This window comes from Streptomyces sp. Ag109_O5-1, assembly GCF_003814875.1.
In the GTDB taxonomy this organism is placed as follows: Bacteria; Actinomycetota; Actinomycetes; order Streptomycetales; family Streptomycetaceae; genus Streptomyces; species Streptomyces sasae.
In genome coordinates this window covers 9,964,099-9,985,606 of record NZ_RKQF01000001.1, presented here as the reverse complement: position 1 = coordinate 9,985,606, position 21,508 = coordinate 9,964,099, and the positions used below count along the sequence as shown (strand labels likewise).

Below are 21,508 nucleotides of genomic sequence, written 5' to 3'. Positions count from 1 at the left end.
CGGGACGGTGGCTCAGTGGCCGATCTCCTTGCGCGTGACCCTGCGCAGCCTGCGCCGCTGCGAGGGGTCGAGGGTGAGGTACGCCGCCACCGGGACGCCCACCACGATCAGGAACGACACCCACCAGGGCAGCCATATCAACAGGATCAACCCGACCGCCACACCTCCCGCGGCGATCTTCGCGTTCTTCGACATCAGCGTCGCCTCCTTCGCGGCCGTTGCCGCTCTCTGATCTGAAAACGGGTGCGCGCTTCCCGCGGTTCCGGAGCGCGACCCTGAGACATCCCTGACGAGCGACCCTTACTGGCCCCCGGGTACCGGGTCGAACAGATTGTGAAGTGCTCCGGCTCTCAGCGTAGCCATTCCCGGTGGGCCTGCGGCCGATCCAGCCGGGACGTGGTCGCCCCGCGCCCGCCGGGCCGACGACGCGCCCCTGCGGAAAACCCCACTCGCACAGGCCGGTTGGCCGGACGGGCGACCGCACCCGGGATTCGTACGGTCACGGTATGAAGCGAATGAGCAGGGTACTGGTGATTTCGGCCGTGTCGGTGGCACTGATGGCGAGCACCGCGACGGCCGTGGTTGCGCAGGGAGCGGCCGGCCCCCGGGCCGCCGTTCCCGCGCCGACGACGGCGGACGTGTCGCGAGGCACGCTCGTGTCCGTCGAGCATCTGCGGACGCTGACCGCCCGGGAGGTCGCGGCGGAACTGGCGGTAGACGCGGCGGGCGCCTGGGACACCGGCGCCGTGCGCTACGGTCTGGACCCTTCCGGATCGTGTACCACACGGTGGATCCCCATGGCCGGCCCACCACCGCCAGCGGGCTGCTGGCCTTGCCCCGCAGTGGTGAACGGCGGCTGCGCACCGTGTCCTTCACCCACGGCACCGAGCTCTTCAAGGGCGATGTCGCCTCCGTCTCGGCGGACGTCTGGGACCAGGCTCCCGCGCTGACCTGTGCCTCGGCCGGGTTCGCCGCGGCGCTCCCCGACTACCTCGGTCTGGGCCTGGGGCCCGGCCCCCATCCCTGGATGGACGTGCCCTCGGAGGCGACGGCCGCCCTCGACATGCTGCGCGCGTCCCGCACCGCCGTGTCGGCGCGGGGCCGTGAGCTGCGGCGCGAGGTACTGGTCACCGGCTTCTCCCAAGGGGCCTCGGCGGCACTGGGACTGGCCCGGTCGCTGCAGGAGAGGGCCGACGGATGGTTCCGTCTCCGCGCGGTGGCGCCCGTCAGCGGTGCGTACGCGTTCCGGGACGCCGAGCTTCCCGCGCTGCTGGCCGGGCGGACGAAGCCGAAGGCGAGCGTGATCTACACGGCACTGACCCTGGTCGCCTTCAACCGCCTGCACCACCTGTACGACGCGCCTTCCCAGGTGTTCCGGGCACCGTACGACGGCACGATCGAGGGCCTGCTGGACGGCACCCACACCGGTCAGGAGGTCGTGGCCGGCACGCCGGAGTCCCTCGACGGGCTGCTGACCGCCCGGGGCCGGGCGATGCTGGCGCACCCCACCGGGCGGCTGGCGGCGACCCTGAGGATCACGGACGGCGTGTGCACCGACTGGGCGCCGAAGGCGCCGGTCCGGCTCTATTTCGCCGACCGGGACGAGCAGGCCGTCAACGCGAACACGCCCACTGTCACGCCACACAGCGCGCCCGAGGGGCCGACGCCCCAGTGGTCGACCTCGGGACGCCGGACTACGGCGGTTCCCGGCACCTGGGCTCCCAGCAGGCCGGAACCGCCGCGGTGGTGCGCTGGTTCAGTGCTCTGGGGTGACAGAACCGCGCAGCCAGGGCGGCGGAATCCGACAGTCCGCCGTCCCGAGGCCGAAAACCGGTGATCCGCCGAGTGGCAGTCGCCCTGCGTTCACCGACTCGTCGACAAGCATTCCCCCTGAGGCCCAACTCTGGCCGCTGCCAACGGACTTGTCTTCAGGAGGCTCGATGTCCCCGCACGCCGCCGGCAGCCGCCGCGTCCACCGTTCCGTCGCGACGGGTCTGCCCCTGGCCCTGGCCGCCGCCCTCGTGGCGGCGGGCACCGCCACCGCCGCCCCGTCCGGCGCGGCGCGGGTCGTCCGCACGGCGACCCTCGGCGACATCCCGCTCGGCGCCTTCAGCAACACGCTGCTGCCGGGCAGCGTGGTCAACGACCGGGGTATCGACCTCGGCGGCATCGGCAGCGACATCTACCCGGCCGGCCGCAAGGGCGAATACTGGACGGTCACCGACCGCGGCCCCAACGGCCAGATCAAGGTCGACGGCAAGAAGCGCCGGACCTTCCCGGTGCCCGGATTCGACCCGGCGATCGTGAAGATCCAGGTCCGCGGCGGCAGCCTCGAGGTGATCGACGCGATCCCGGTCACCACCTCCTCGGGCAAGGCCGTCACCGGACTGTCGAACCAGGCGGGCCGCGACGAGGCGCCGTACTCCTACGACGCCAAGACCCCGCTGTCGTACAACCCGAACGGTCTGGACACCGAGGGCATCGTGCGCGCGGCGGACGGATCCTTCTGGCTCGTCGACGAGTACGGGCCGTCGCTGGTGCACGTCTCCGCGCGCGGGAAGGTGCTCACCCGTTACGTGCCCAAGGGGCTGAACCTCACTGGTACCGACTACCCGGTGGTGGAGGCGCTGCCGTCCGTCTTCCTGCACCGGAAGATCAACCGCGGCTTCGAGGGCCTCGCCCTGCTGCCCGACGGGGATCTCGTGATGGCCGTGCAGAGCCCGCTGTCCCTGCCCGACGGGGACGCCGGGGACGCCTCGCGCACGACCCGTCTGCTGCGCTTCTCTCCCCGCAGGCAGGCGGTCACAGCCGAGTACGCCTACCGGTTCGACCCGGTGAACGTGGTGGACCCGAGCGAGGACGACACCTCGGAGCTGAAGATCTCGTCGATCGTGGCGGTGGGCGGCGACCGGCTGCTGGTCGAGGAGCGCACCGACAAGGCCGCGCGCCTCGAGGAGGTGAAGCTGGACCGCAGGTCGAACATCCTCGGGGGCGCCTACGACGACGACACCACCTCCCCCTCGCTGGAGCAGCTGGACGACCCGGCCGCCGCCGGAGTGCCGGTGCTCGGCAAGCGTCTTGTGGTCGACCTGAACACGGTGACCGGGGTGCCGCTGAAGATCGAGGGCATCGCGCGCGTGGATCACGACACGCTCGCTCTGATCAACGACAACGACTTCGGGATGACGGACGGGGCGAGTGCGTTCGACGCCCAGGGCCGCCTGGTCGACAGCGGTATCGAGACCACCCTGGTGTACGTCCGGCTGCCCAAGGGGCTGTAGTCACCCCAGCAGTGAGGGCAGCAGGGAGTCCAGACCGCTCGGGAACCCGCTGGGCAGTTCCGAGGGGAACTCCGAGGGCAGTCCGCTCGGCAGTCGCGACGGCAGGCTGCTGGGCAGTTCGGTCGGGAGGCTGAAGGACGGCCGGGGCGAGCCCGAGGTGCTCGGGCTGCTCGTGGTGGGCTTGTTGCCGGGTGAGCCGTCGCCGCCGGACGCCATCAGGACGATGACGGTGACGGCCACGGCGGCCACCACCACGGCCAGCACGGCGAACAGCGGGCCCCTGCGCCGCCGGGGCGGCTCCGGGGGCGGCGGCGTCCAGCCGACGGCGGTGGGTGGGTCGTAGTCCCCGGGCGGGGCGCCGAAGCCGTCGTGGAGGGGCCGCTCGTGTCGGTCGTCCGGGGGCGGCCCGAAACCACCGTGCCGGGGCGGCTCGTACCCGTGGCCCGAAGGCGTTCCGGAACCCTCACCGGAAGGAGGACCGTAACCCTCGTCGGGTGGCGGTCCGAATCCGCCGCCCGCGGGTGGGCCGAAGCCCCCGTCCGACGGCGGGCCGAAACCCCCGTGTCGAGGCGGGTCGTAGCCCCCGTCCGAGGGTGGAGTGCCCCCCGGCGGGCCGGGCGGTCGGGGCGGTACGGGCGGCGTGGCCATACCACCAAGAGTCACCGTGTACCGGTCATCGCGCGAGCCCCTGGCGGGAGTTGATACGGACTCATGCCCTGGACCGCATGATTCCGGAGCATTTCCCGCAAGAACCGGCCATGCGAGTACAGGTGACGACACGCGCGCGTGAGGGCGTCCGCCGCGAAGGCGGCCCCCACGCGCGCGTGCGTCTTCAGCCCCGGGCGCCCAGGAGGTGGTCCATCGCCAGCTGGTCGAGCTGCTCGAAGGCCATCCCGCGCGCGGCGACCGCGTCCGCGTCGAACTCCTCGAAGGCCGCACGGTCGGCGAGGAGCGCCTGAAGGCCGTCCGCGGCGGTCGGCTGGGCCAGCTGGTCCAGACGGGAGGCGCGCAGGGCCTCCTGGACCTCCGGGTCCGCGCGGAAGGCGGCGGCGCGCTCCTTGAGGATCAGGTAGTTGCGCATGCAGCCGGCGGCCGACGCCCACACGCCGTCGAAGTCCTCGGTCCGCGGCGGCTTGAAGTCGAAGTGCTTCGGGCCCTCGTAGCCGGCGCTCTCCAGGAGGTCGACGAGCCAGAAGGCGGCGCGCAGGTCGCCGGCGCCGAAGCGCAGGTCCTGGTCGTACTTGATGCCGGACTGGCCGTTGAGGTCGATGTGGAAGAGCTTGCCCGCCCACAGGGCCTGGGCGATGCCGTGCGGGAAGTTCAGGCCCGCCATCTGCTCGTGGCCGACCTCGGGGTTGACGCCGTACAGCTCGGGGCGCTCCAGGCGCTCGATGAACGCGAGCGCGTGGCCGACGGTGGGGAGCAGGATGTCGCCGCGCGGCTCGTTCGGCTTGGGCTCGATGGCGAAGCGCAGGTCGTAGCCCTGGGAGGTGACGTACTCGCCGAGGAGGTCGAAGGCCTCCTTCATGCGGTCGAGGGCGACCCGGACGTCCTTGGCGGCGCCGGACTCGGCGCCCTCGCGGCCGCCCCAGGCGACATACGTCTTCGCGCCCAGCTCGGCGGCCAGGTCGATGTTGCGGATGGTCTTGCGGAGCGCGTAACGGCGCACCTCGCGGTCGTTCGCGGTGAACGCGCCGTCCTTGAAGACCGGGTGGGTGAAGAGGTTGGTGGTGGCCATCGGCACGGTCATGCCGGTCGCGTCGAGGGCCTGGCGGAAGCGCTTGATGTGCGATTCGCGCTCGGTGTCGGAGGACCCGAAGGGGATCAGGTCGTCGTCGTGGAACGTCACACCGTAGGCGCCCAGTTCGGACAGGCGCTGCACCGTCTCGACCGGGTCGAGGGCGCGGCGGGTGGCGTCGCCGAAGGGGTCCCTTCCCTGCCAGCCGACGGTCCACAAGCCGAAGGTGAACCTGTCCTCGGGGGTGGGCTGGAAGCTCATGCCGCGGCTCCTTGCTTGATGCCTGTGCTTGATGAATGTGCGAATGACTGTCGGGCCGACTATTTCGTCATGGCCGTTTACAAATTAGTATGCCGATGCATCCCTGGGAAGGGTCACCCTGTCCCGAAGGGATGAAATCCGGGTCGCGACACCCCGGTGAACCAGGAAAACTGCAGGTCAGGGAACCGCGAGGCGCGGAAAAAAGGGAGAGAGACCGATGTCAGCAGCCGAGGGTCCGCTCGTCGTCGGCGTGGACACGTCCACCCAGTCCACCAAGGCGCTGGTGGTCGATGCATCCACCGGACAGGTCGTGGCGAGCGGTCAGGCGCCGCACACCGTGTCTTCCGGGGCGGGCCGGGAGAGCGATCCCCGCCAGTGGTGGGACGCACTGTGCGAGGCGCTGCGCCAGTGCGGGGACGCGGCGCACGAGGCGGCGGCCGTGTCGATCGGCGGACAGCAGCACGGTCTGGTCACGCTGGACGAGCGGGGCGAGCCGGTGCGGCCCGCGATTCTGTGGAACGACGTCCGTTCGGCGCCCCAGGCGCAGCGGCTGATCGAGGAGCTGGGCGGCCCGAAGGCATGGGCGGAGCGCACCGGCAGTGTGCCGGGCGCGTCGTTCACGGTCACCAAGTGGGCCTGGCTGGCGGAGCACGAGCCGGAGGCGGTCCGCGCGACCAGGGCCGTACGGCTCCCCCACGACTACCTCACCGAGCGGCTGACCGGGCAGGGCACCACCGACCGCGGCGACGCCTCCGGCACCGGCTGGTGGGCGTCGGCCACCGAGGCGTACGACGAGGAGACCCTCGCGCACGTGGGCCTGGACCCGGCCTTCCTGCCCCGGGTGGTCCGGCCCGGCGAGATCGCCGGCACCGTGCGCGACAGCCACGACCTGCCCTTCTCCAAGGGCACCCTGGTGGCCCCCGGCACCGGCGACAACGCGGCGGCCGCGCTGGGCCTCGGGCTGCGCCCGGGCACCCCGGTGCTGAGCCTGGGCACCTCGGGCACGGTGTACGCCGTCTCGAAGCACCGCCCCGCCGACCCGACCGGTACCGTCGCCGGCTTCGCCGACGCGCACGGCGACTGGCTGCCACTGGCCTGCACCCTGAACTGCACCCTCGCGGTCGACCGGGTCGCGGCCCTTCTCGGCCTGGACCGCGAGGCCGTCGAGCCCGGCACGTCGGTCACCCTGCTGCCGTACCTGGACGGCGAGCGCACCCCGAATCTGCCGAACGCCTCCGGTCTGCTGCACGGCCTGCGTCACGACACCACCGCCGGCCAGCTGCTCCAGGCCGCCTACGACGGCGCCGTGCACGCGCTGCTGGGCGCGCTGGACCTGGTGCTCGACGAGGACGCCGACCGGACCACCCCGCTGCTGCTGATCGGCGGCGGCGCCCGCGGCCGTGCCTGGCAGGAGACGGTACGGCGGCTCTCGGGGCGTCCGGTGCAGGTGCCCGAGGCGAAGGAGCTGGTCGCGCTGGGCGCCGCCGCGCAGGCGGCCGGGCTGCTGACCGGCGAGGACCCGGCGGCGGTGGCACGGCGCTGGAACACCGCCGCCGGGCCGGTGCTGGACGCGGTGGAGCGGGACTCCGCGACGCTGGCCAGGATCTCCGGGGTACTCTCCGACGCGGCCCCGCTGCTGGAGCGGGCGCCGCAGAACCGCTGATCAGCAGAGACCGTCCAGAGGGCTGATCGGCAGAGAACCGTCCAGAGGACTGATGGAGGCATGACCGCACCGCTGCACGAGGCCCGCCCGACGGCGACCGGCCGTGCCCTGCCGGACACCCAGCAGGGCATGCGCCGGCGCAACCTCGCGCGTGTGATGCACGCGGTCAGTGCCGAGGGTTCGCTGTCGCGGGCCGCGGTGGCCTCGCGCATCGGGCTGACCAGGGCGGCGGTGTCGACCCTGGTGGACGAGCTGGTCCGCTGGGGGCTCCTGGAGGAGCTCGGCCCGGAGCGGCCCAACCGCGTCGGACGGCCGGGTTCGGCGCTCGCGGTGAGCGGGCGCGGCCCGGCCGGTATCGGGGCGGAGGTCGGGGTCGACCATCTCGCCGTGTGCGCGGTGGACCTGCGGGGCGAGGTACGCGCGCGTGCCGTGCGGCACGGCAGGAACCGGGGCCGGGATCCACGGCCGGTGGTCGAGGAGCTGACGGCTCTGGTCCGGCGGGTTGTGGCGGACGCGGAACGCGACGGTCTGTGGCCGGCCGGGCTCGCGGTCGCCGTCCCCGGTCTGGTGGACCGCGACGGGCACACGGTCGTCCACGCCCCGAACCTCGACTGGCACGACACCGACCTCGGTACGCTGCTGCCGGCCGGCCTCCCGCTGACGGTGGACAACGAGGCCAACTTCGGTGCCCTGGCCGAGCTGTGGCTCGGGGACGCCACCCCACGCGACTTCCTGCATGTGTCCGCGGAGATCGGCATCGGCGCCGCGGTCGTCGTCGACGGCCGGCTGCTGCGCGGCAGGCGCGGTTTCGCGGGCGAGCTCGGCCATGTGCCGGTCCACCCCGACGGGCCGCGCTGTGCCTGCGGCGGACGTGGGTGCCTGGAGCAGTACGCCGGCGAGGAGGCGGTGCTGCGCGCGGCCGGCCTCGAGTCCCGCGAGGACGCGGTGGGCCTGCTCGCGCAGCAGGCGGGCGAGGCCCACGAGGGAGTACGACGCGCCCTGCACGACGCCGGTACGGCCCTGGGCATCGCCCTGACCGGCGCCGTCAATCTCCTCGACCCCGAGTCCGTCGTCCTGGGCGGAGCCCTGGCGGGCCTCGCCCCCTGGCTCCTCCCCTCCTTGGAGACCGAGCTCGCCGACCGCACCACAGGCCCGGCCTGCCCGGTCTCCGTCTCCCGCCTGGGCCCCGAGGGTCCTCTCCTGGGTGCGGCACATTCGGTGGTCCGTGCCGTCCTGGACGATCCGGCGACGGTGGCGGAGCGGGTCTGACGGCGCCGGGGCCCGCCCGGCCCTAACCACTCGGACCGGTGGTTCGGGACGAGTCCACCGCGGGGAGCCACTCCTGGGAATTCGCCGGACTCCGGGAGGTTGGCGTGGCCGAGTGGCTGCCCCGCGCGGAATGGATCAGGACCCAGCCCCAAGCACTCATCGCGTCATGCGTGTTCATGCTGGACGAGCGCGATCGCGTGCTGATGCTGCGGTACGGCGCCGGTCAGCCCGCCGCGGGAACGTGGTGGCTGCCCGGCGGAATGCTCGACCACGGCGAGGATCCCTGGACGGCGGCACGGCGGGAGATGCTGGAGGAGACCGGTATCGCTCTCGGCCCGGTGCCCGCGCTGCTGGGTATCGACCACCGGGCCGATGTACTGGGCACCGGGCCCGTTCTCGACTGCTTCTTCGACGGCGGGATCCTCTCGGACGACGCGACGGTCCGGCTCAGTGACGAGCACGACGACCACGCGCTGTTCTCCATGGCGGAGCTGGCCGCAACACCGTTGGCCGCACACCTTCCGTCGCTCGCCGCGCTCTACTCCGCCGCCCGCTCGGGCACCTTCGCCTACCTGCGGGAAGGCAAGCCCGTGTGACACTCGCCCGGCTCCCCTTCGCTCATTCGGGTGGCCGGGTTTTCCACAGTCTTCGCCCCGTCCACGGAAGCACTCGGCGCTCTTCTGCCCAACCCGCAAGCGCCGTACCGTGATGCACGCGGGGCGATCCGTCGGATCGGCGGATTCACGCACGTCGGGGGGTGGGTATGGCCGGAGAGGTGGCCGCAGGGCTGCGACGGGACGCGGTCGGTCTGCGGGAGGTCCTGTTCCAGAGCGTCACGGCGATGGCGCCCGCCGCCGCCGTCGCCGCCTCAATTCCCTCGGGGGCCGCCTTCGCGGGCGGCAGTCTGCCGCTGGCCGTGGTGATCGCCCTGGTGGCCTGTCTGTTCACGGCCTCCTGTGTGGCCGAGCTGGCGCGGGAGTTACCCGCGGCGGGCTCCGTGGCCACCTATGCGGCGCGGGGGCTGCATCCGGCCGTGGGGTTCCTGGTCGGCTGGGGCTATGTGTTCGTGGAGGCGCTGGTTCCGCCGTTGCTGCTGCTCCAGCTCGGGTTCACCACGGCGGGGACCCTTCATGACGAGTGGGCCTCCTACCCGGCAAACCTGTGGTGGCCGTGGTCGCTCGCCGGCGCCGCCGTCATCGCCGTCACCGGGTATCTGGGGGTCCGTGCCTCGGCCCGTTTCGGGACGGCCCTCGGGATCTTCGAGATCGCGGTCCTCCTCGTCTTCGCCGGGTGGCTGATCGTCAGGGCGGGAAGCGCCAACACCCTCTCCGTGTTCGGTACTTCGCACACCGCGGAGGGCTACCGGGGCATCAGCGGGGTCTTCGCCGGCTCCGTCTACACCGTCCTGGCGTTCGCCGGCTTCGAGGCGGCCGCGCCGCTGGCCGAGGAGACCCGCGACCCACGCCGCACGATGCACCGCGCGGTGCTCGGCGCGGCTCTGGGCATCGGCCTGTTCTATGTGGTGACGACCTACGCGATGACCGTGTATTTCGGGCCGGACCGGTTCGCCTCCTTCGGGGCGGCGGGCCCGGCCTCCTGGGAGGGGGTCGCCCGGGCCTCCTTCGGGCTCTTCTGGATCCTGGTGTTCCTCGCGGTGGTCAACTCGACGATCGCCAACGCCAACGCCTGTACCAACGTGTCCACGCGCACGGCCTTCGCGCTGGCCCGCATCCGGGTCCTCCCCCGCGTCCTCGCCACGCTCCATCCCCGGTACCGCTCCCCCGTCGCCGGCATCGCGGTCCAGACGGTCGTGGCGGTCGGCGCCGTGCTGGGGCTGGGCTTCGGCTACGACCCGGTGACCGCGTTCCTGCTTCTCGCCACGGTGATCGTCACGGTCGTCATCGGCGTCTACATCGTCGTCAACCTCGCCTGTGCGGGCTACTTCCTGCGCCGCGGCCGCGCATCCCTCGAACCGGTACGGCACCTCCTCCTTCCGTTGCTGGGCATCGTGGCGTTCGTGCCCGCCCTGCTCACCGCCGCAGGGCTGCCCGTCTTCGACTTCGTGACGAAGCTGACCGCCCCGGTGTCGTACGCCGGTCCGGTGGTCGGCGTCTGGATGGCCGCCGGAGTGGTCGTGCTCCTGGTGCTGATACGCCGTCACCCCGAGCGCATAGCCGAGACCGCCCGGGTCCATCTCGACGAGGACGACCCCGGCGTCACCACCCCGGAGAACGGAGACCTTCCGCTATGACCGACCCCCGGATCCTCACCGTCCGGCCCGGACCGGACGACTACGCGTGGACGTTCGGCGGAGCGCCGCCGGTGGCGCGGATCACGCCCGGCACGGTGCTCGACCTGTACACGGAGGACTGCTTCGCCGGACGGGTGCGGTCCGAGAAGGACCTGGTGTCCGAGGTGTGCGAGTTCCCGTTCCTCAACCCGCAGACCGGTCCCTTCCACATCGAGGGCGCGGAGCCGGGCGACACGGTCGCCGTGCACTTCGTGTCGATCGAACCGGCGCGGGACTGGGCCGCGTCGACCACGGTCCCCCTGTTCGGCGCGCTCACCTCGACGCACACCACGGCCACCCTCCAGCCACCGCTGCCGGAGACGGTCTGGATCTGGCAGCTGGACCGGACCCGGCGCACGGCCCTGTTCCGGGCGCGCGAGGGCGACATCGAGCTGGAGCTGCCGCTGGACCCGATGCACGGCACGGTCGGGGTGGCGCCCGCGAACCTGGAGGTCCGCTCGGCCCTGGTGCCGGACGCGCACGGCGGGAACATGGACACACCCGAGATGCGGGCCGGCGTCACCTGTTACCTCGGGGTGAACGTCGAGGGCGCGCTGCTCAGCCTCGGCGACGGGCACGCACGGCAGGGCGAGGGCGAGACCTGCGGCGTGGCCGTCGAGTGCGCGATGAACACGGTGGTGATCGTCGAGCTCCTGAAGGGGATCGCGACTCCGTGGCCCCGGCTGGAGTCGGACACGCACATCGTCTCGACGGGTTCGGCCCGTCCGCTGGAGGACGCCTTCCGGATATCGCAGCTCGACCTGGTGCAGTGGCTGGTGCGCGACTACGGGTTCGGCGAGCTGGACGCGTACCAGTACGTGACGCAGGCGGTGGAATCGCCGTTGGCCAACGTGTGCGACACCAACTACACCTGCGTGGCCAAGATGCGCAAGGAGTGGCTGCCCGGAGGCGAGACTTATCGAGGACTGCACGCGCGGTTGCGCGAGACGGCGGCAGCACTTCGCCCCTGACCGCGCTTCCCCGTGCACCGATCACGCTCGCGAAAGGCATCCCATCCATGGACCGGGCACGACCGCTCCCCAGCAGGCGACGGCTCCTGATGGGCGCAGCTCTCGCCGCCGTCCCGTACTCGCTGCTCCCCGCGGGCCGCGCGGGCGCGCAGACCGGAGTCGTCGACTATCCGTCGGCCGAATGGCAGGCGGCGAGCGGCGAGAACCGCACGCCCGCCCAGCGCCCGGACCAGTACGCGATCGACCGGGTGATCATCCATGTCACACAGCAGTCGTACGCCGGCACGCTGTCCACCTTCCAGAACCCGAAGGCGCGGGTGTCCGCGCACTATCTGGTCCGCTCGGCCGACGGCCATGTCGCGCAGTGCGTCCGGGAGTCCGATGTCGCCTGGCACGCGGGGAGCTGGGACTACAACACGCGCAGCGTCGGCATCGAGCACGAGGGGTGGGTGGACAAGCCGGAGTACTTCACCGAGACGATGTACACGGAGTCGGCGCGGCTGACGGCGTCGATCTGCGACAGATACGGCATCCCGAAGGACCGCCGGCACATCATCGGCCATGTGGAGGTGCCGGGGACCGATCACACCGATCCGGGAAAGCACTGGGACTGGGTCCGCTACATGAGACTGGTGAGCCTGTCCTCGGACTGAGGGCGGTCGAAACGGTTGTCGATGCGAACACCCCGAGTGACGATGTCCCCAGTCGCATTGCCGTCGGGAGGCCGAGTTGACCGATCCATGGGTGGCCCTGGAGCCGGGGGCCGACCCTGCCGAACGCGTCCGGGCACTGCGCCGGGCGCACGAGACGTTCACCACCGTGGGCACCGTGCCGCGCCCGGTGCGGTCGGTGGTGGCCGAGTCGTGGCGGCGCTCGGCGCGGGCCGGGGTGGGACCGGACGCCGCGGCGCGGGTGGAGCTGACGGACGGCGATCTCGGGGCCTACCGGGCCGAGCATCCGCTGGCCAGGGTGATGCCGCTGTTCCGGGAGCTGCTGGGCACGTTCGCGGCGGACGGCGAGCATCTGCTGGCGGTGTGCGACGCGGACGGCAGGCTGCTGTGGGTCGAGGGTCATCCGGCGACCCGGCGACGGGCGGACGGTATGAACTTCGTGCCGGGCGCACGCTGGTCGGAGGCGGCCGTGGGGACGAACGCCCCGGGGACCGCGGTAGCGGTGGACCGGCCGGTGCAGGTGTTCGCGGCGGAGCACTTCGTCCGCCGGGTGCAGCCGTGGACGTGCGCGGCGGCGCCGGTGCACGATCCGTGGACCGGGCGGGTGCTGGGAGCGGTGGACATCACCGGCGGCGACCGGCTGGCGCATCCGCACAGCCTGGGCTTCGTCCAGGCGGTGGCACGGGCCGCCGAGTCGCAGTTGGCGCTGCTCGATCCGCCGACGCCGGCCGACGAGGCGCCCGCGCTGACGGCGCTCGGCCGTGACGAGGCCGAGCTCCGGCTGGACGGCCGCCGGATCAGGCTCGGCCGCCGGCACAGCGAGCTGCTGGTGCTGCTGTCCCGGCACCCGGAGGGGCTGACCGGCGACGAGCTGCTGTGTGCGCTGTACGAGGACGAGTCGGTGACCCCGGTGACGCTGAGGGCCGAACTGGCCCGGCTGCGGCGGCTGCTGGGCCCGGGGTTGCTGGCCTCCCGGCCGTACCGGCTGACCGCTCCCGTGGAGTCGGACGCGGCCGTGGTGGAGCGACGGCTGGAGGCCGGGGCGGTGACGGCGGCCGTGGGGGCGTACACCGGGCCCCTGCTGCCGGGCTCGCAGGCGCCCGCGGTCGTACGGCTCAGGCAGAGGCTGGCGGACGGGCTGCGGGCCGCGCTGATCGCGTGCCAGGACCCCGATCTTCTGGCTCGGTGGGCGCACGCCGCCTGGGGCGAGGACGACGTCGAGGTGTGGCGGGCGCTCGCGGCGGTACGGCCGACGGCGGTCGTACGGAGCCGGTTGGCCGCGCTGGAGTCCGAGCTGGCGGCACCCGGACGCTGACCTGCGGCGCAACGTGGGCGCAACGTCCGCGTCGCTACCCTCCGCGCCGAGAGCTGCCCAACGGCGGGCAGCGCATCTGCAAGGAGGCAGGCCACCATGACCCGTTACGCGGCGCCCGGCACCGAGGGCGCGATCGTCTCCTACCAGGCGCGCTACGACCACTTCATCGGCGGCGAGTACGTGCCGCCGGCCCAGGGGCAGTACTTCGAGAACCCGTCGCCGGTGAACGGGCAGCCGTTCACCGAGGTCGCACGGGGCACCGCCGAGGACGTGGAGCGGGCGCTGGACGCGGCGCACGCGGCCGCGCCGGGCTGGGGCCGTACGTCGGTGACGGAACGCTCCGACATCCTCCTCAAGATCGCCGACCGGATGGAGGCCCACCTCGAACAGCTCGCGGTCGCCGAGAGCTGGGAGAACGGCAAGCCGGTGCGCGAAACGCTGGCCGCCGACATCCCTCTGGCGATCGACCACTTCCGTTACTTCGCGGGGGCGATCCGCGCGCAGGAGGGTTCGCTGGGCGAGGTCGACGACGACACGGTGGCGTACCACTTCCACGAGCCGCTCGGGGTCGTGGCGCAGATCATCCCGTGGAACTTCCCCATCCTGATGGCGACTTGGAAGCTCGCGCCGGCCCTCGCCGCCGGCAACGCGGTCGTCATCAAGCCCGCCGAGCAGACCCCGGCCTCCATCCACTACTGGATGAGCCTGATCGCGGACCTGTTGCCGCCGGGCGTGGTGAACATCGTCAACGGGTTCGGCGTGGAGGCGGGCAAGCCGCTCGCGTCCAGCCCGCGGGTGGCGAAGGTCGCCTTCACCGGCGAGACCACCACGGGGCGGCTGATCATGCAGTACGCCTCGGAGAACATCAAGCCGGTCACGCTCGAACTGGGCGGCAAGTCCCCGAACATCTTCTTCGACGACGTCTGGGCGCACGACGACGACTTCCGCGACAAGGCCCTCGAAGGCTTCACGATGTTCGCGCTCAACCAGGGCGAGGTCTGCACCTGCCCGTCCCGGGCCCTCGTGCAGCGCGGCCACTACGCCGAGTTCATGGAGGCGGCGGTCGCCCGTACCCGCCTCATCAAGCCCGGCCACCCCCTCGACACCGAGACGATGATCGGCGCGCAGGCCTCCAACGACCAGCTGGAGAAGATCCTCTCCTACCTGGACATCGGCCGGCAGGAGGGCGCGAAGGTCCTCACCGGCGGCGAACGCATCGAGTACGACGGAGAGTTGAAGGGCGGCTATTACGTCCAGCCGACCATCTTCGAGGGCGGCAACCGCATGCGGATCTTCCAGGAGGAGATCTTCGGCCCGGTCGTGTCGGTGACGTCCTTCGACGACTTCGACGACGCGATCAAGATCGCCAACGACACCCTGTACGGCCTAGGCGCGGGGGTCTGGACCCGTGACATCAACACCGCGTACCGCGCGGGCCGCGCCATCCAGGCGGGCCGGGTGTGGACCAACTGCTACCACGCGTACCCGGCACACGCGGCGTTCGGCGGCTACAAGCAGTCCGGGATCGGCCGCGAGACCCACAAGATGATGCTGGAGCACTACCAGCAGACGAAGAATCTGCTGGTGTCATACTCGCCGAAGAAGCTCGGCTTCTTCTAGAGGCACGGGGAAAGGCGCCTGACCTGGGTTTTCACCCGTCAGGCGCCCTTCGTGCAACCCGCTCTCGACCGGGCCCGGCTTGCGTACTAACTCCCAATTCCTCCCACGACTGCACCCATCCTGACCAGTGCTTCCGGACCAGTCACGGACCAAACCCCCGGTTCAGCCCTCGGGTACATCACCTTGACTGACGCGCTGCCACTCAGCTCTCCAGGGCCTACTGCCGGTCGCCCTTACACCGCTGGTTCCTCGCGTCCACCTTCCCGTCTCGCTTGCCGGACCCGCACCGTCCGGTAGTTCCGGGGCGTCCCGTCGTTGTCGGGGCTGCTCTGCACCAGACCCGGCCGACTCGCCGGACCCAGCTACCCCCTGCTTCTGCCGTCCCGCTGCGACGGAACGACGGTGCGGGTCTGACACCCGCACGCGGATCACAACGCCTCGTGGCGCACCCCCTCGTAGCGTAGAGACCATGCATGCAGAGAAGCGTCGGAGGACGGAGCAGACAAGAATGGAAGGGCTTCCACGTACGCGGTGACATGAAGGGGCACGTGATGAATGAGGTCTCACGGTCGGGACGGCCGACGCTCGACGAGGTGGCCGCGCTCGCCGAGGTCTCCCGCTCCGTCGCGTCCCGGGCACTCAACAACGCTCCGCATGTCAGCCGCGCCAAACGCGAGGCGGTAGAGCGGGCCGTACGGGAACTTGGATACGTGCCGAACCCCAAGGCCCGGGCGCTGGCCACGCGCCAGGCGGGAGCAGCGGCTCTCGTCATCTCGCAGCACGATCCCTCAGTGCTCGCGGACCCCTTCTTCGGACAGGTCATCGCCGGAGTCTCCAGTGTCCTCGAAGAGGCCGACCTGCATCTCATGCTCTGCCTGGCCGCCTCCGACCGGGCCCGAAAGCGGGTCGGGGACCTGCTGCGGTCCCGAGGCGTGGACGGCGTGATGATGATGGCGCTGCACGCCGACGACCCCCTGGCACACCTGGCAGCGGAGACGGAGCTGCCGGTCGTCTTCGGCGGACGCCCCGGAGGCGCCGACCCGCGCTGGTACGTGGACATAGACAACGTCGCCGGCGCACGGCGCGCTACCGAGCATCTGCTCGCCGGCGGACGCACCGACATCGCCACCATCTGCGGGCCTTTGGACACGGAGGTGGGCCGTGCACGCTACCAGGGGTACCGGGAAGCGCTGCTGCTCGCCGGGAGGAGGCCGCACGCCCCCGAGACCGGGGACTTCAACGAGCCCAGCGGGGCCTTGGCCATGGCCAGGCTGCTCGAGAGACATCCCGCCGTGGACGGAGTGTTCGCGGCGAACGACAACATGGCGGCGGGGGCCCTGCGTGCACTGCGCGCAGGCGGCCGCTCGGTTCCGCACGACGTCGCCGTCGTGGGCTTCGACGATCTCCCTGTGGCGCAGATCGCACACCCGCCGCTGACCACCGTTCACCAGCCGATCCGTGCCCTGGGGCGGGAGATGGCCCGCATGCTGGTCGGTGTCATCGAGGGCGCAGACCCCACTCCCCTGCTGCTGCCGTCTCATCTGGTGGTGCGTTCCAGCGCCTGACCGTGCGGACCACCCTCGCGGGATCCCGCACGGGCGGCGGCCATCCCGGAGGATGGCCGCCGGTCAGGTCACGGGTAGTACGGCGTGTACGTGATCGAGGAGACCTTCAGGTAGCGGGCGCCGTCCGCCGTTGCCCAGGTCGAGTTGTCCGGATTGCCTGGCCAGTCGCCTCCCACCGCCGTGTCGACGATGAAGTGCATGCCGGTGCCGGCCGGCGTGGTGTAGGGCTTCGAGCCCGTGATGGTGCCGTCCACCGCGAAGTCGACGTGGTCGGGCCACCACGTGAACGAATACGTGTGGAACGCGTTCGTCCACCCCGAGGAGTTGTTCTTCGAGTACTGAGTCTGCCCGTTGTTCTGGTCGTGAAGTGTCTGGTACACGGTGTGGTTGTTCTGGCCGACGATCTCGGCGGCGTCGAACTCGGGCAGCCACGGGTTCAGGTAGGCCGCCCACACCGCCGGGAGCAGCCCGCGTCCGTCGGGCATGTTCGCGGTGAAGCTGTAGGTGCCGTAGCCGTAGAGCGCCTTCGACTCCACGCGACCCGAGTAGTACGTCCCGTCGGCGGCCTTGTATGTCTTGATCATCAGGGTGCCGCCGTCGTACCAGACGCAGTTCGGCGTGTACGTCTCCAGCTCGTTGTTGGCGGTCCACCTCCCGTTGATGACATTCCACGAGTTGACGGTCTGGGGACTCCCCCAGGAACTGGCATGCGCCGGGTGAGCGGAGAAGGGCAGCAGCAGGCACGCCGTCACCAACGTGACCGCGCTGCGAACCGACGTGAAGAAACCAGCTGGCATGGTGAGCTCCGTTGCTCGGCCGTGGATGCATTTTGGAAGCGCTTCCAGCAAAGGTGGCACTTCGCTCCGATGACGGTGAACATGACAGCGCCGTAACTTCCTGTCAATAGCTTCGACTTCAACTGTTGAACGAGAACGGGTCGATCGCTTCGTTGAGCGAGCTCGATTGAACTGAAGGCAGTGCCGAGCCGGACGTTGCGGGTCACCGAGTTCAGCGCGTGAATGCAAAGGTGAGACGACGCGACCGCACGCCTTCGTTCCTCATGCAGCCGTATACATCATCCACTTCAGTCTTGACACGGGCTCTCGTGCGCTCAATCATCACCAACCTGGAAGCGCTCCCAACCGTGCGCCGCATGGCGGAGAGCCGTGAGATTCGAGGCTCCGTCGGTGCAGTCGCCCGGCTCACCCACACCTACGTACTGAAAGGGAGACTCCACCCCATGATGAATGGCAGAGCGCTCCGCCGGCTGGCCCTCGCGGCCTGTGCGGCGGCTCTCGTGGTGACAGGCCTCACCCCCGGCGCACAAGCCACCCCCGGACCAGCACCGAGCCGAACACTGGGCAGCGGTACACGCTTCTACGTCGATCCACACAGCGAAGCCGCTCACCAGGCCCTCTCCGACCTGCGGGCCGGCCATCTGGCCGACGCGCGCAACATGGCCGAACTCGCCAGCTGGCCCGAGGCGGTCTGGCTGACCGACGGAACCCCCCAGCAAGTCGGCGATCGCGTCCGAGGCATAGTCCAGGCCGCGAAGGCGACCCGCTCCGTCCCACTGCTGGTCCTGTACGACGTTCCTGGCCGGGACTGCGGCTCCTATTCGGCCGGCGGCGCGGCCGACTCGGCCGCCTACGACGCCTGGGTGAAGGCTGTCGCCAGAGCCATCGGCACCTACAAGGCCGTCGTCATCGTCGAACCGGACTCACTCGCGCTGCTCCCCAAGGACTGCGGCCCGGACACCGACCCGACAGGTTCGCTCACCACCGCCCGTATCGCCGAGGTCAGATCGGCCGTCGGCACCCTGGAAGCCGACCCTGCGACCTCCGTCTACCTGGACGCCGGCAACAGCAAGTGGCAGCCCGTCGGTGAGATCACCGGCCGGCTGATCGACGCGGGCCTGCGGCAGGCGCAGGGATTCGCCCTCAACATCTCGAACTACCAGCCGACCGACCAGCTCAACCGCTATGGCACATGGGTGTCCAAATGCGTCTGGTACGCCACGGAATCCCTTGACCCCGCTGGGCGGGCCGACCAGTGTGCCAGCCAGTACTACTCCTCGGCTGCCCCCAACGACGGGCTCCCGGGCGACGCGGTCGAGTTCGACGACCCTTCGACCTGGCACTGGACCGACGCCTGGTACGACAGCAACGTCGGCACACCTCGTACCGACCGGCTCACCCACTACGTCCTGGACACCAGCCGAAACGGACGGGGTGCATGGACCGCCCCGCCCGGCAAGTACACCGACGACGAACCCTGGTGCAACGCCCCGGGCCGCGGAGTCGGCAACCGCCCCACGACGCAAACCGGCGCCCCCTTGGCCGACGCGTACCTGTACGTGAAGACCATCGGCCAGTCCGACGGCACCTGCCACCGCGGCACGGCCGGACCGGGAGACCCCGAGTACGGCGGCGTCGAGGATCCGCCCGCCGGTGCCTGGTGGCCGGACTTCGCCCACACCCTCGCCGGCAACGCCAACCCTCCGCTGACCTTCAACCACGCGCGCTGATCACGCCGCTTGGCACACCAACCCGGCTCCCCCGGTGTCGGCCCCCAATAACCCACCTGCGGTGAGCTGCACCCCGTTTCGTGGAGTCCATGAAGCAGGACGAGCTCCGCGAGCGAACCGTCCGCGAGGTCCGCACCACCAGTCATCCGATCGGGCACGTCGCGAAGGACCTGGGCATCCACAAGGAGTCCCTGCGCGGCTGGGTCCGCCAAGCCGAGGCGGACACCGGTGAACGCGACGACCGGCTGACCACCACCGAGCAGGAAGAACTGAGGCAACTTCGCCGGGTAAACGCGGAGTTGAGGCGGGCGAACGAGGTTCGCCTGCCGGGTGCTGGGGCTGTCGGAGTCGGCGTACTACGCGCGCAAGAAGCGACCGAAGTCGCTGGACCTGGGCACCGTGGTCCGGGGCCAGTGCGACCCAGGTGCCGACGGCGGCCACGGTGAATGCGGCGGCTGCCACCGCAGCGATCCGGGTCCGCCGGCCTGGACGGCGCGGGGCTGGAGCGGGCCAGACGGGGTCTTCGACGGTCGGGGGGGTGCCACTGCTCGGCGATCAGGTTCGGGACTTCGGTAGGCCGGTCGTGGACATCGGCGAGGACCTGGGTCGCCTGCTCGCCGAGCAGTTCGGCACTCTGCTGCGCGACGGCTGCGGATGAGGGCCGGCGGCCAGGTTCCTTGGCCAGGCACGTCGTCACCAGGCTGAGCAGGTCGTCGGGGACGCCGCCGAGGTCCGGGTCGGCGTTCAGGACGCGGAAGGCGACGGCCTCGGCGTTGCCGGTGTCGAAGGGGTGGCGGCCGGTAGCGGCGAAGGCGAGCAGCGCGCCCCAGGCGAAGACGTCCCCGGACGGCCCGGCGGTGCCGCCCCGGTAGTACTCGGGGCTCACCTAGCCCGGCGTACCGGTCAGCATGCCGGTGCGGGTCACCGCGGTGCCGTCGGCGACTTGAGCGATGCCGAAGTCCAGCACCCGGGGCCCGTCCGGCGCCAGGATCACGCTCGCGGGCTTCAGGTCGCGGTGGACCACCCCGACGACGTGCACGGCCGCGAGCGCCCCGGCCTTCTCCGCAGCGAACAGGTGCAACTGGATCCCGCCAGCGGCCCATGCGCCGCGACGTGATTGCCGAGCGTCAGACCGGGTAGGAAAGCGGTGGCCAGCCAGGGAATCTCCGCTTCCGGGTCGGCGTCCAGCAGCGGCACCAGACACGGGCCGAAACCCGCCGCAGCACCTGTACCTCGTGCCGGAACCGGGCCCGGAACTGGTCATCCGCCGCCTGCCCGGCATCCACGGCCTTCACCGCAGCCCGCTCGACCCGCTCCCCCACAGCGGCATACACCGCGCCCATCCCGCCCGCACCCAGCACCCCAACTACCCCGAAACGCCCGATCCTGATCGGGTCCGAAGCACGACGGGCAGCAACCGCGGACACGAACAAAACCCCCGCCGAGAGCAATTGTGGACGAGGTGTGAGCCTTAGCGGGGATAGCCGACGCGGTACGCCCGTTGACGTCAGATCAGATCCACTCGTGCCCTGCCTGTCCGGTTCGCCTTCAGCGGGTGGTCAGTGGGTCATGCGGAAGGGGGTCCACGGGGGTTCGGAGCCTTCGCGGAGACCGTGAAGGCGGAGGCGGACCTGTTCTGCGAGGCCGGGGCTGTTGTCGAGGACCGGCAGGACAGCGGTGAGGACCTTGAGTTCCCGCAGTCGGCGGAGGACGGTCCAGCCGGACCAGGTCCGTATGTCGGCGCCGTAGAGCTGGCACAGGAGGTCGTAGTCGGCTATGGGGCGCCGGTACCGGATGCAGGCCACCAGCTCCGGGATGAGATCCCATTCGGCGGGGCCGCGGCACAAGGAGTCCAGGTCGCACAACACAGGTTCGCCACGGGGACCGCGGAGCAGGTTTCCGATATAGGCGTCACCGTGGATGACCCCGCCCGGGTGCGGGAGTGGGTAGGTGAGGTCGCCGAGCTGCTCGTCGAGTTCGTCAACACTGTCACCGAGCCACGCATGGTCCCCGGGAGGGAGGACCGACGAATCGGCCAGGCGCTCGCGCATCTCCCGGATGGGCTCCCACCGGGGAAGGCCGAACTCCGGCGTGGGTAGAGCGTGCAACTGCCTTAGTGGTCGGTTCCGGAAGTCCTTCGGGGGGTGACTCCGAAGATGGTGCTGGGGACTTCGCTGTCAGCTGGTGATGAAGTCGGCCATCATCGCCACGGTATGGGACGAGGAGGATGGACGGCGGCATGGACGGTGCCCATGCGGAGCTCGGCCACCCGTCTCCCACCGACAGGGGGCCATGGCCGAGCCTCTGAGGGGTGCGTCGCTTCTCGTCCCCACGGGA

General features: G+C 70.9%; 19 protein-coding genes. 13 read left to right on the top strand and 6 right to left on the bottom strand.

The features are described from left to right. Positions 1 to 12: 12 nt before the first annotated feature. Positions 13 to 195, bottom strand: a complete 183-nt coding sequence (locus tag EDD90_RS45605) for a hypothetical protein (RefSeq protein ID WP_123978905.1) — start codon at positions 193 to 195, stop codon at positions 13 to 15. 580 nt (positions 196 to 775) lie between these two features. On the opposite strand from EDD90_RS45605, the gene EDD90_RS45600 reads away from it, so the two are divergent. Further along, positions 776 to 1,837: a S9 family peptidase gene (locus tag EDD90_RS45600; protein WP_260328513.1), complete on the top strand. Its 1,062-nt coding sequence runs from the start codon at positions 776 to 778 to the stop codon at positions 1,835 to 1,837. A 103-nt stretch (positions 1,838 to 1,940) separates the two neighbouring features. After that, positions 1,941 to 3,281, top strand: coding sequence for an esterase-like activity of phytase family protein (locus tag EDD90_RS45595; RefSeq protein WP_123978904.1), 1,341 nt, complete (start codon positions 1,941 to 1,943; stop codon positions 3,279 to 3,281). Here EDD90_RS45595 and EDD90_RS57945 read toward each other — a convergent pair whose 3' ends face one another. Together EDD90_RS57945 and xylA are read right to left on the bottom strand one after the other, a co-directional pair. Beyond that, on the bottom strand, positions 3,282 to 3,929 hold the full coding sequence (locus EDD90_RS57945; RefSeq protein ID WP_260328512.1) for a hypothetical protein: 648 nt from the start codon (positions 3,927 to 3,929) through the stop codon (positions 3,282 to 3,284). Positions 3,930 to 4,113: 184 nt separating this feature from the next. Beyond that, on the bottom strand, positions 4,114 to 5,280 hold the full coding sequence (gene xylA / locus EDD90_RS45585; RefSeq protein WP_123978903.1) for a xylose isomerase: 1,167 nt from the start codon (positions 5,278 to 5,280) through the stop codon (positions 4,114 to 4,116). A gap of 217 nt (positions 5,281 to 5,497) precedes the next feature. On the opposite strand from xylA, the gene xylB reads away from it, so the two are divergent. The 9 genes from xylB to EDD90_RS45540 all read left to right on the top strand — a co-directional run bounded on the left by xylB (position 5,498) and on the right by EDD90_RS45540 (position 16,644). Continuing rightward, entirely contained in the window at positions 5,498 to 6,943 is a 1,446-nt protein-coding gene (xylB, locus tag EDD90_RS45580) for a xylulokinase (protein WP_123978902.1), read from the top strand. 60 nt (positions 6,944 to 7,003) lie between these two features. Next, positions 7,004 to 8,212 (top strand): ROK family transcriptional regulator, encoded by a 1,209-nt coding sequence (locus tag EDD90_RS45575; protein WP_123978901.1) that lies wholly within the window; start codon positions 7,004 to 7,006, stop codon positions 8,210 to 8,212. Positions 8,213 to 8,316: 104 nt separating this feature from the next. Further along, positions 8,317 to 8,808 carry an NUDIX hydrolase gene (locus EDD90_RS45570; protein WP_260328511.1) on the top strand — a complete coding sequence of 164 codons (492 nt, stop codon included), beginning with the start codon at positions 8,317 to 8,319 and terminating at the stop codon, positions 8,806 to 8,808. 167 nt (positions 8,809 to 8,975) lie between these two features. Next, a complete protein-coding gene (locus EDD90_RS45565) occupies positions 8,976 to 10,463 on the top strand; it encodes an APC family permease (protein ID WP_123978900.1) in 1,488 nt (495 codons plus the stop codon). Next, positions 10,460 to 11,473, top strand: a complete 1,014-nt coding sequence (locus tag EDD90_RS45560; RefSeq protein ID WP_123978899.1) for an acetamidase/formamidase family protein — start codon at positions 10,460 to 10,462, stop codon at positions 11,471 to 11,473. The genes EDD90_RS45565 and EDD90_RS45560 overlap by 4 nt, the downstream gene beginning before the upstream one ends. A gap of 47 nt (positions 11,474 to 11,520) precedes the next feature. Next, positions 11,521 to 12,126 (top strand): N-acetylmuramoyl-L-alanine amidase, encoded by a 606-nt coding sequence (locus EDD90_RS45555; protein ID WP_123978898.1) that lies wholly within the window; start codon positions 11,521 to 11,523, stop codon positions 12,124 to 12,126. A gap of 76 nt (positions 12,127 to 12,202) precedes the next feature. Beyond that, entirely contained in the window at positions 12,203 to 13,459 is a 1,257-nt protein-coding gene (locus tag EDD90_RS45550; RefSeq protein WP_123978897.1) for a GAF domain-containing protein, read from the top strand. A gap of 96 nt (positions 13,460 to 13,555) precedes the next feature. Continuing rightward, on the top strand, positions 13,556 to 15,079 hold the full coding sequence (locus EDD90_RS45545) for an aldehyde dehydrogenase family protein (RefSeq protein ID WP_123978896.1): 1,524 nt from the start codon (positions 13,556 to 13,558) through the stop codon (positions 15,077 to 15,079). A gap of 551 nt (positions 15,080 to 15,630) precedes the next feature. After that, positions 15,631 to 16,644, top strand: coding sequence for a LacI family DNA-binding transcriptional regulator (locus tag EDD90_RS45540; protein ID WP_123978895.1), 1,014 nt, complete (start codon positions 15,631 to 15,633; stop codon positions 16,642 to 16,644). Positions 16,645 to 16,712: 68 nt separating this feature from the next. Here the strand turns inward: EDD90_RS45540 and EDD90_RS45535 are convergent, their stop codons facing one another. After that, positions 16,713 to 17,441 carry a family 16 glycosylhydrolase gene (locus EDD90_RS45535; RefSeq protein ID WP_123978894.1) on the bottom strand — a complete coding sequence of 243 codons (729 nt, stop codon included), beginning with the start codon at positions 17,439 to 17,441 and terminating at the stop codon, positions 16,713 to 16,715. Between the two features lie 443 nt (positions 17,442 to 17,884). Between EDD90_RS45535 and EDD90_RS45530 the strand changes: the two genes are divergently transcribed. Both EDD90_RS45530 and EDD90_RS59225 read left to right on the top strand, forming a co-directional pair. After that, a complete protein-coding gene (locus EDD90_RS45530; RefSeq protein ID WP_260328510.1) occupies positions 17,885 to 19,171 on the top strand; it encodes a glycoside hydrolase family 6 protein in 1,287 nt (428 codons plus the stop codon). Between the two features lie 89 nt (positions 19,172 to 19,260). Continuing rightward, positions 19,261 to 19,617: a transposase gene (locus tag EDD90_RS59225; protein WP_123982304.1), complete on the top strand. Its 357-nt coding sequence runs from the start codon at positions 19,261 to 19,263 to the stop codon at positions 19,615 to 19,617. Between the two features lie 440 nt (positions 19,618 to 20,057). On the opposite strand, the gene EDD90_RS55980 is transcribed toward EDD90_RS59225, so the two are convergent. Both EDD90_RS55980 and EDD90_RS45515 read right to left on the bottom strand, forming a co-directional pair. Then, positions 20,058 to 20,252: a hypothetical protein gene (locus EDD90_RS55980; RefSeq protein ID WP_185149452.1), complete on the bottom strand. Its 195-nt coding sequence runs from the start codon at positions 20,250 to 20,252 to the stop codon at positions 20,058 to 20,060. A 478-nt stretch (positions 20,253 to 20,730) separates the two neighbouring features. Continuing rightward, positions 20,731 to 21,279 carry a phosphotransferase family protein gene (locus EDD90_RS45515; protein WP_123978893.1) on the bottom strand — a complete coding sequence of 183 codons (549 nt, stop codon included), beginning with the start codon at positions 21,277 to 21,279 and terminating at the stop codon, positions 20,731 to 20,733. Between the last annotated feature and the right edge of the window lie 229 nt (positions 21,280 to 21,508).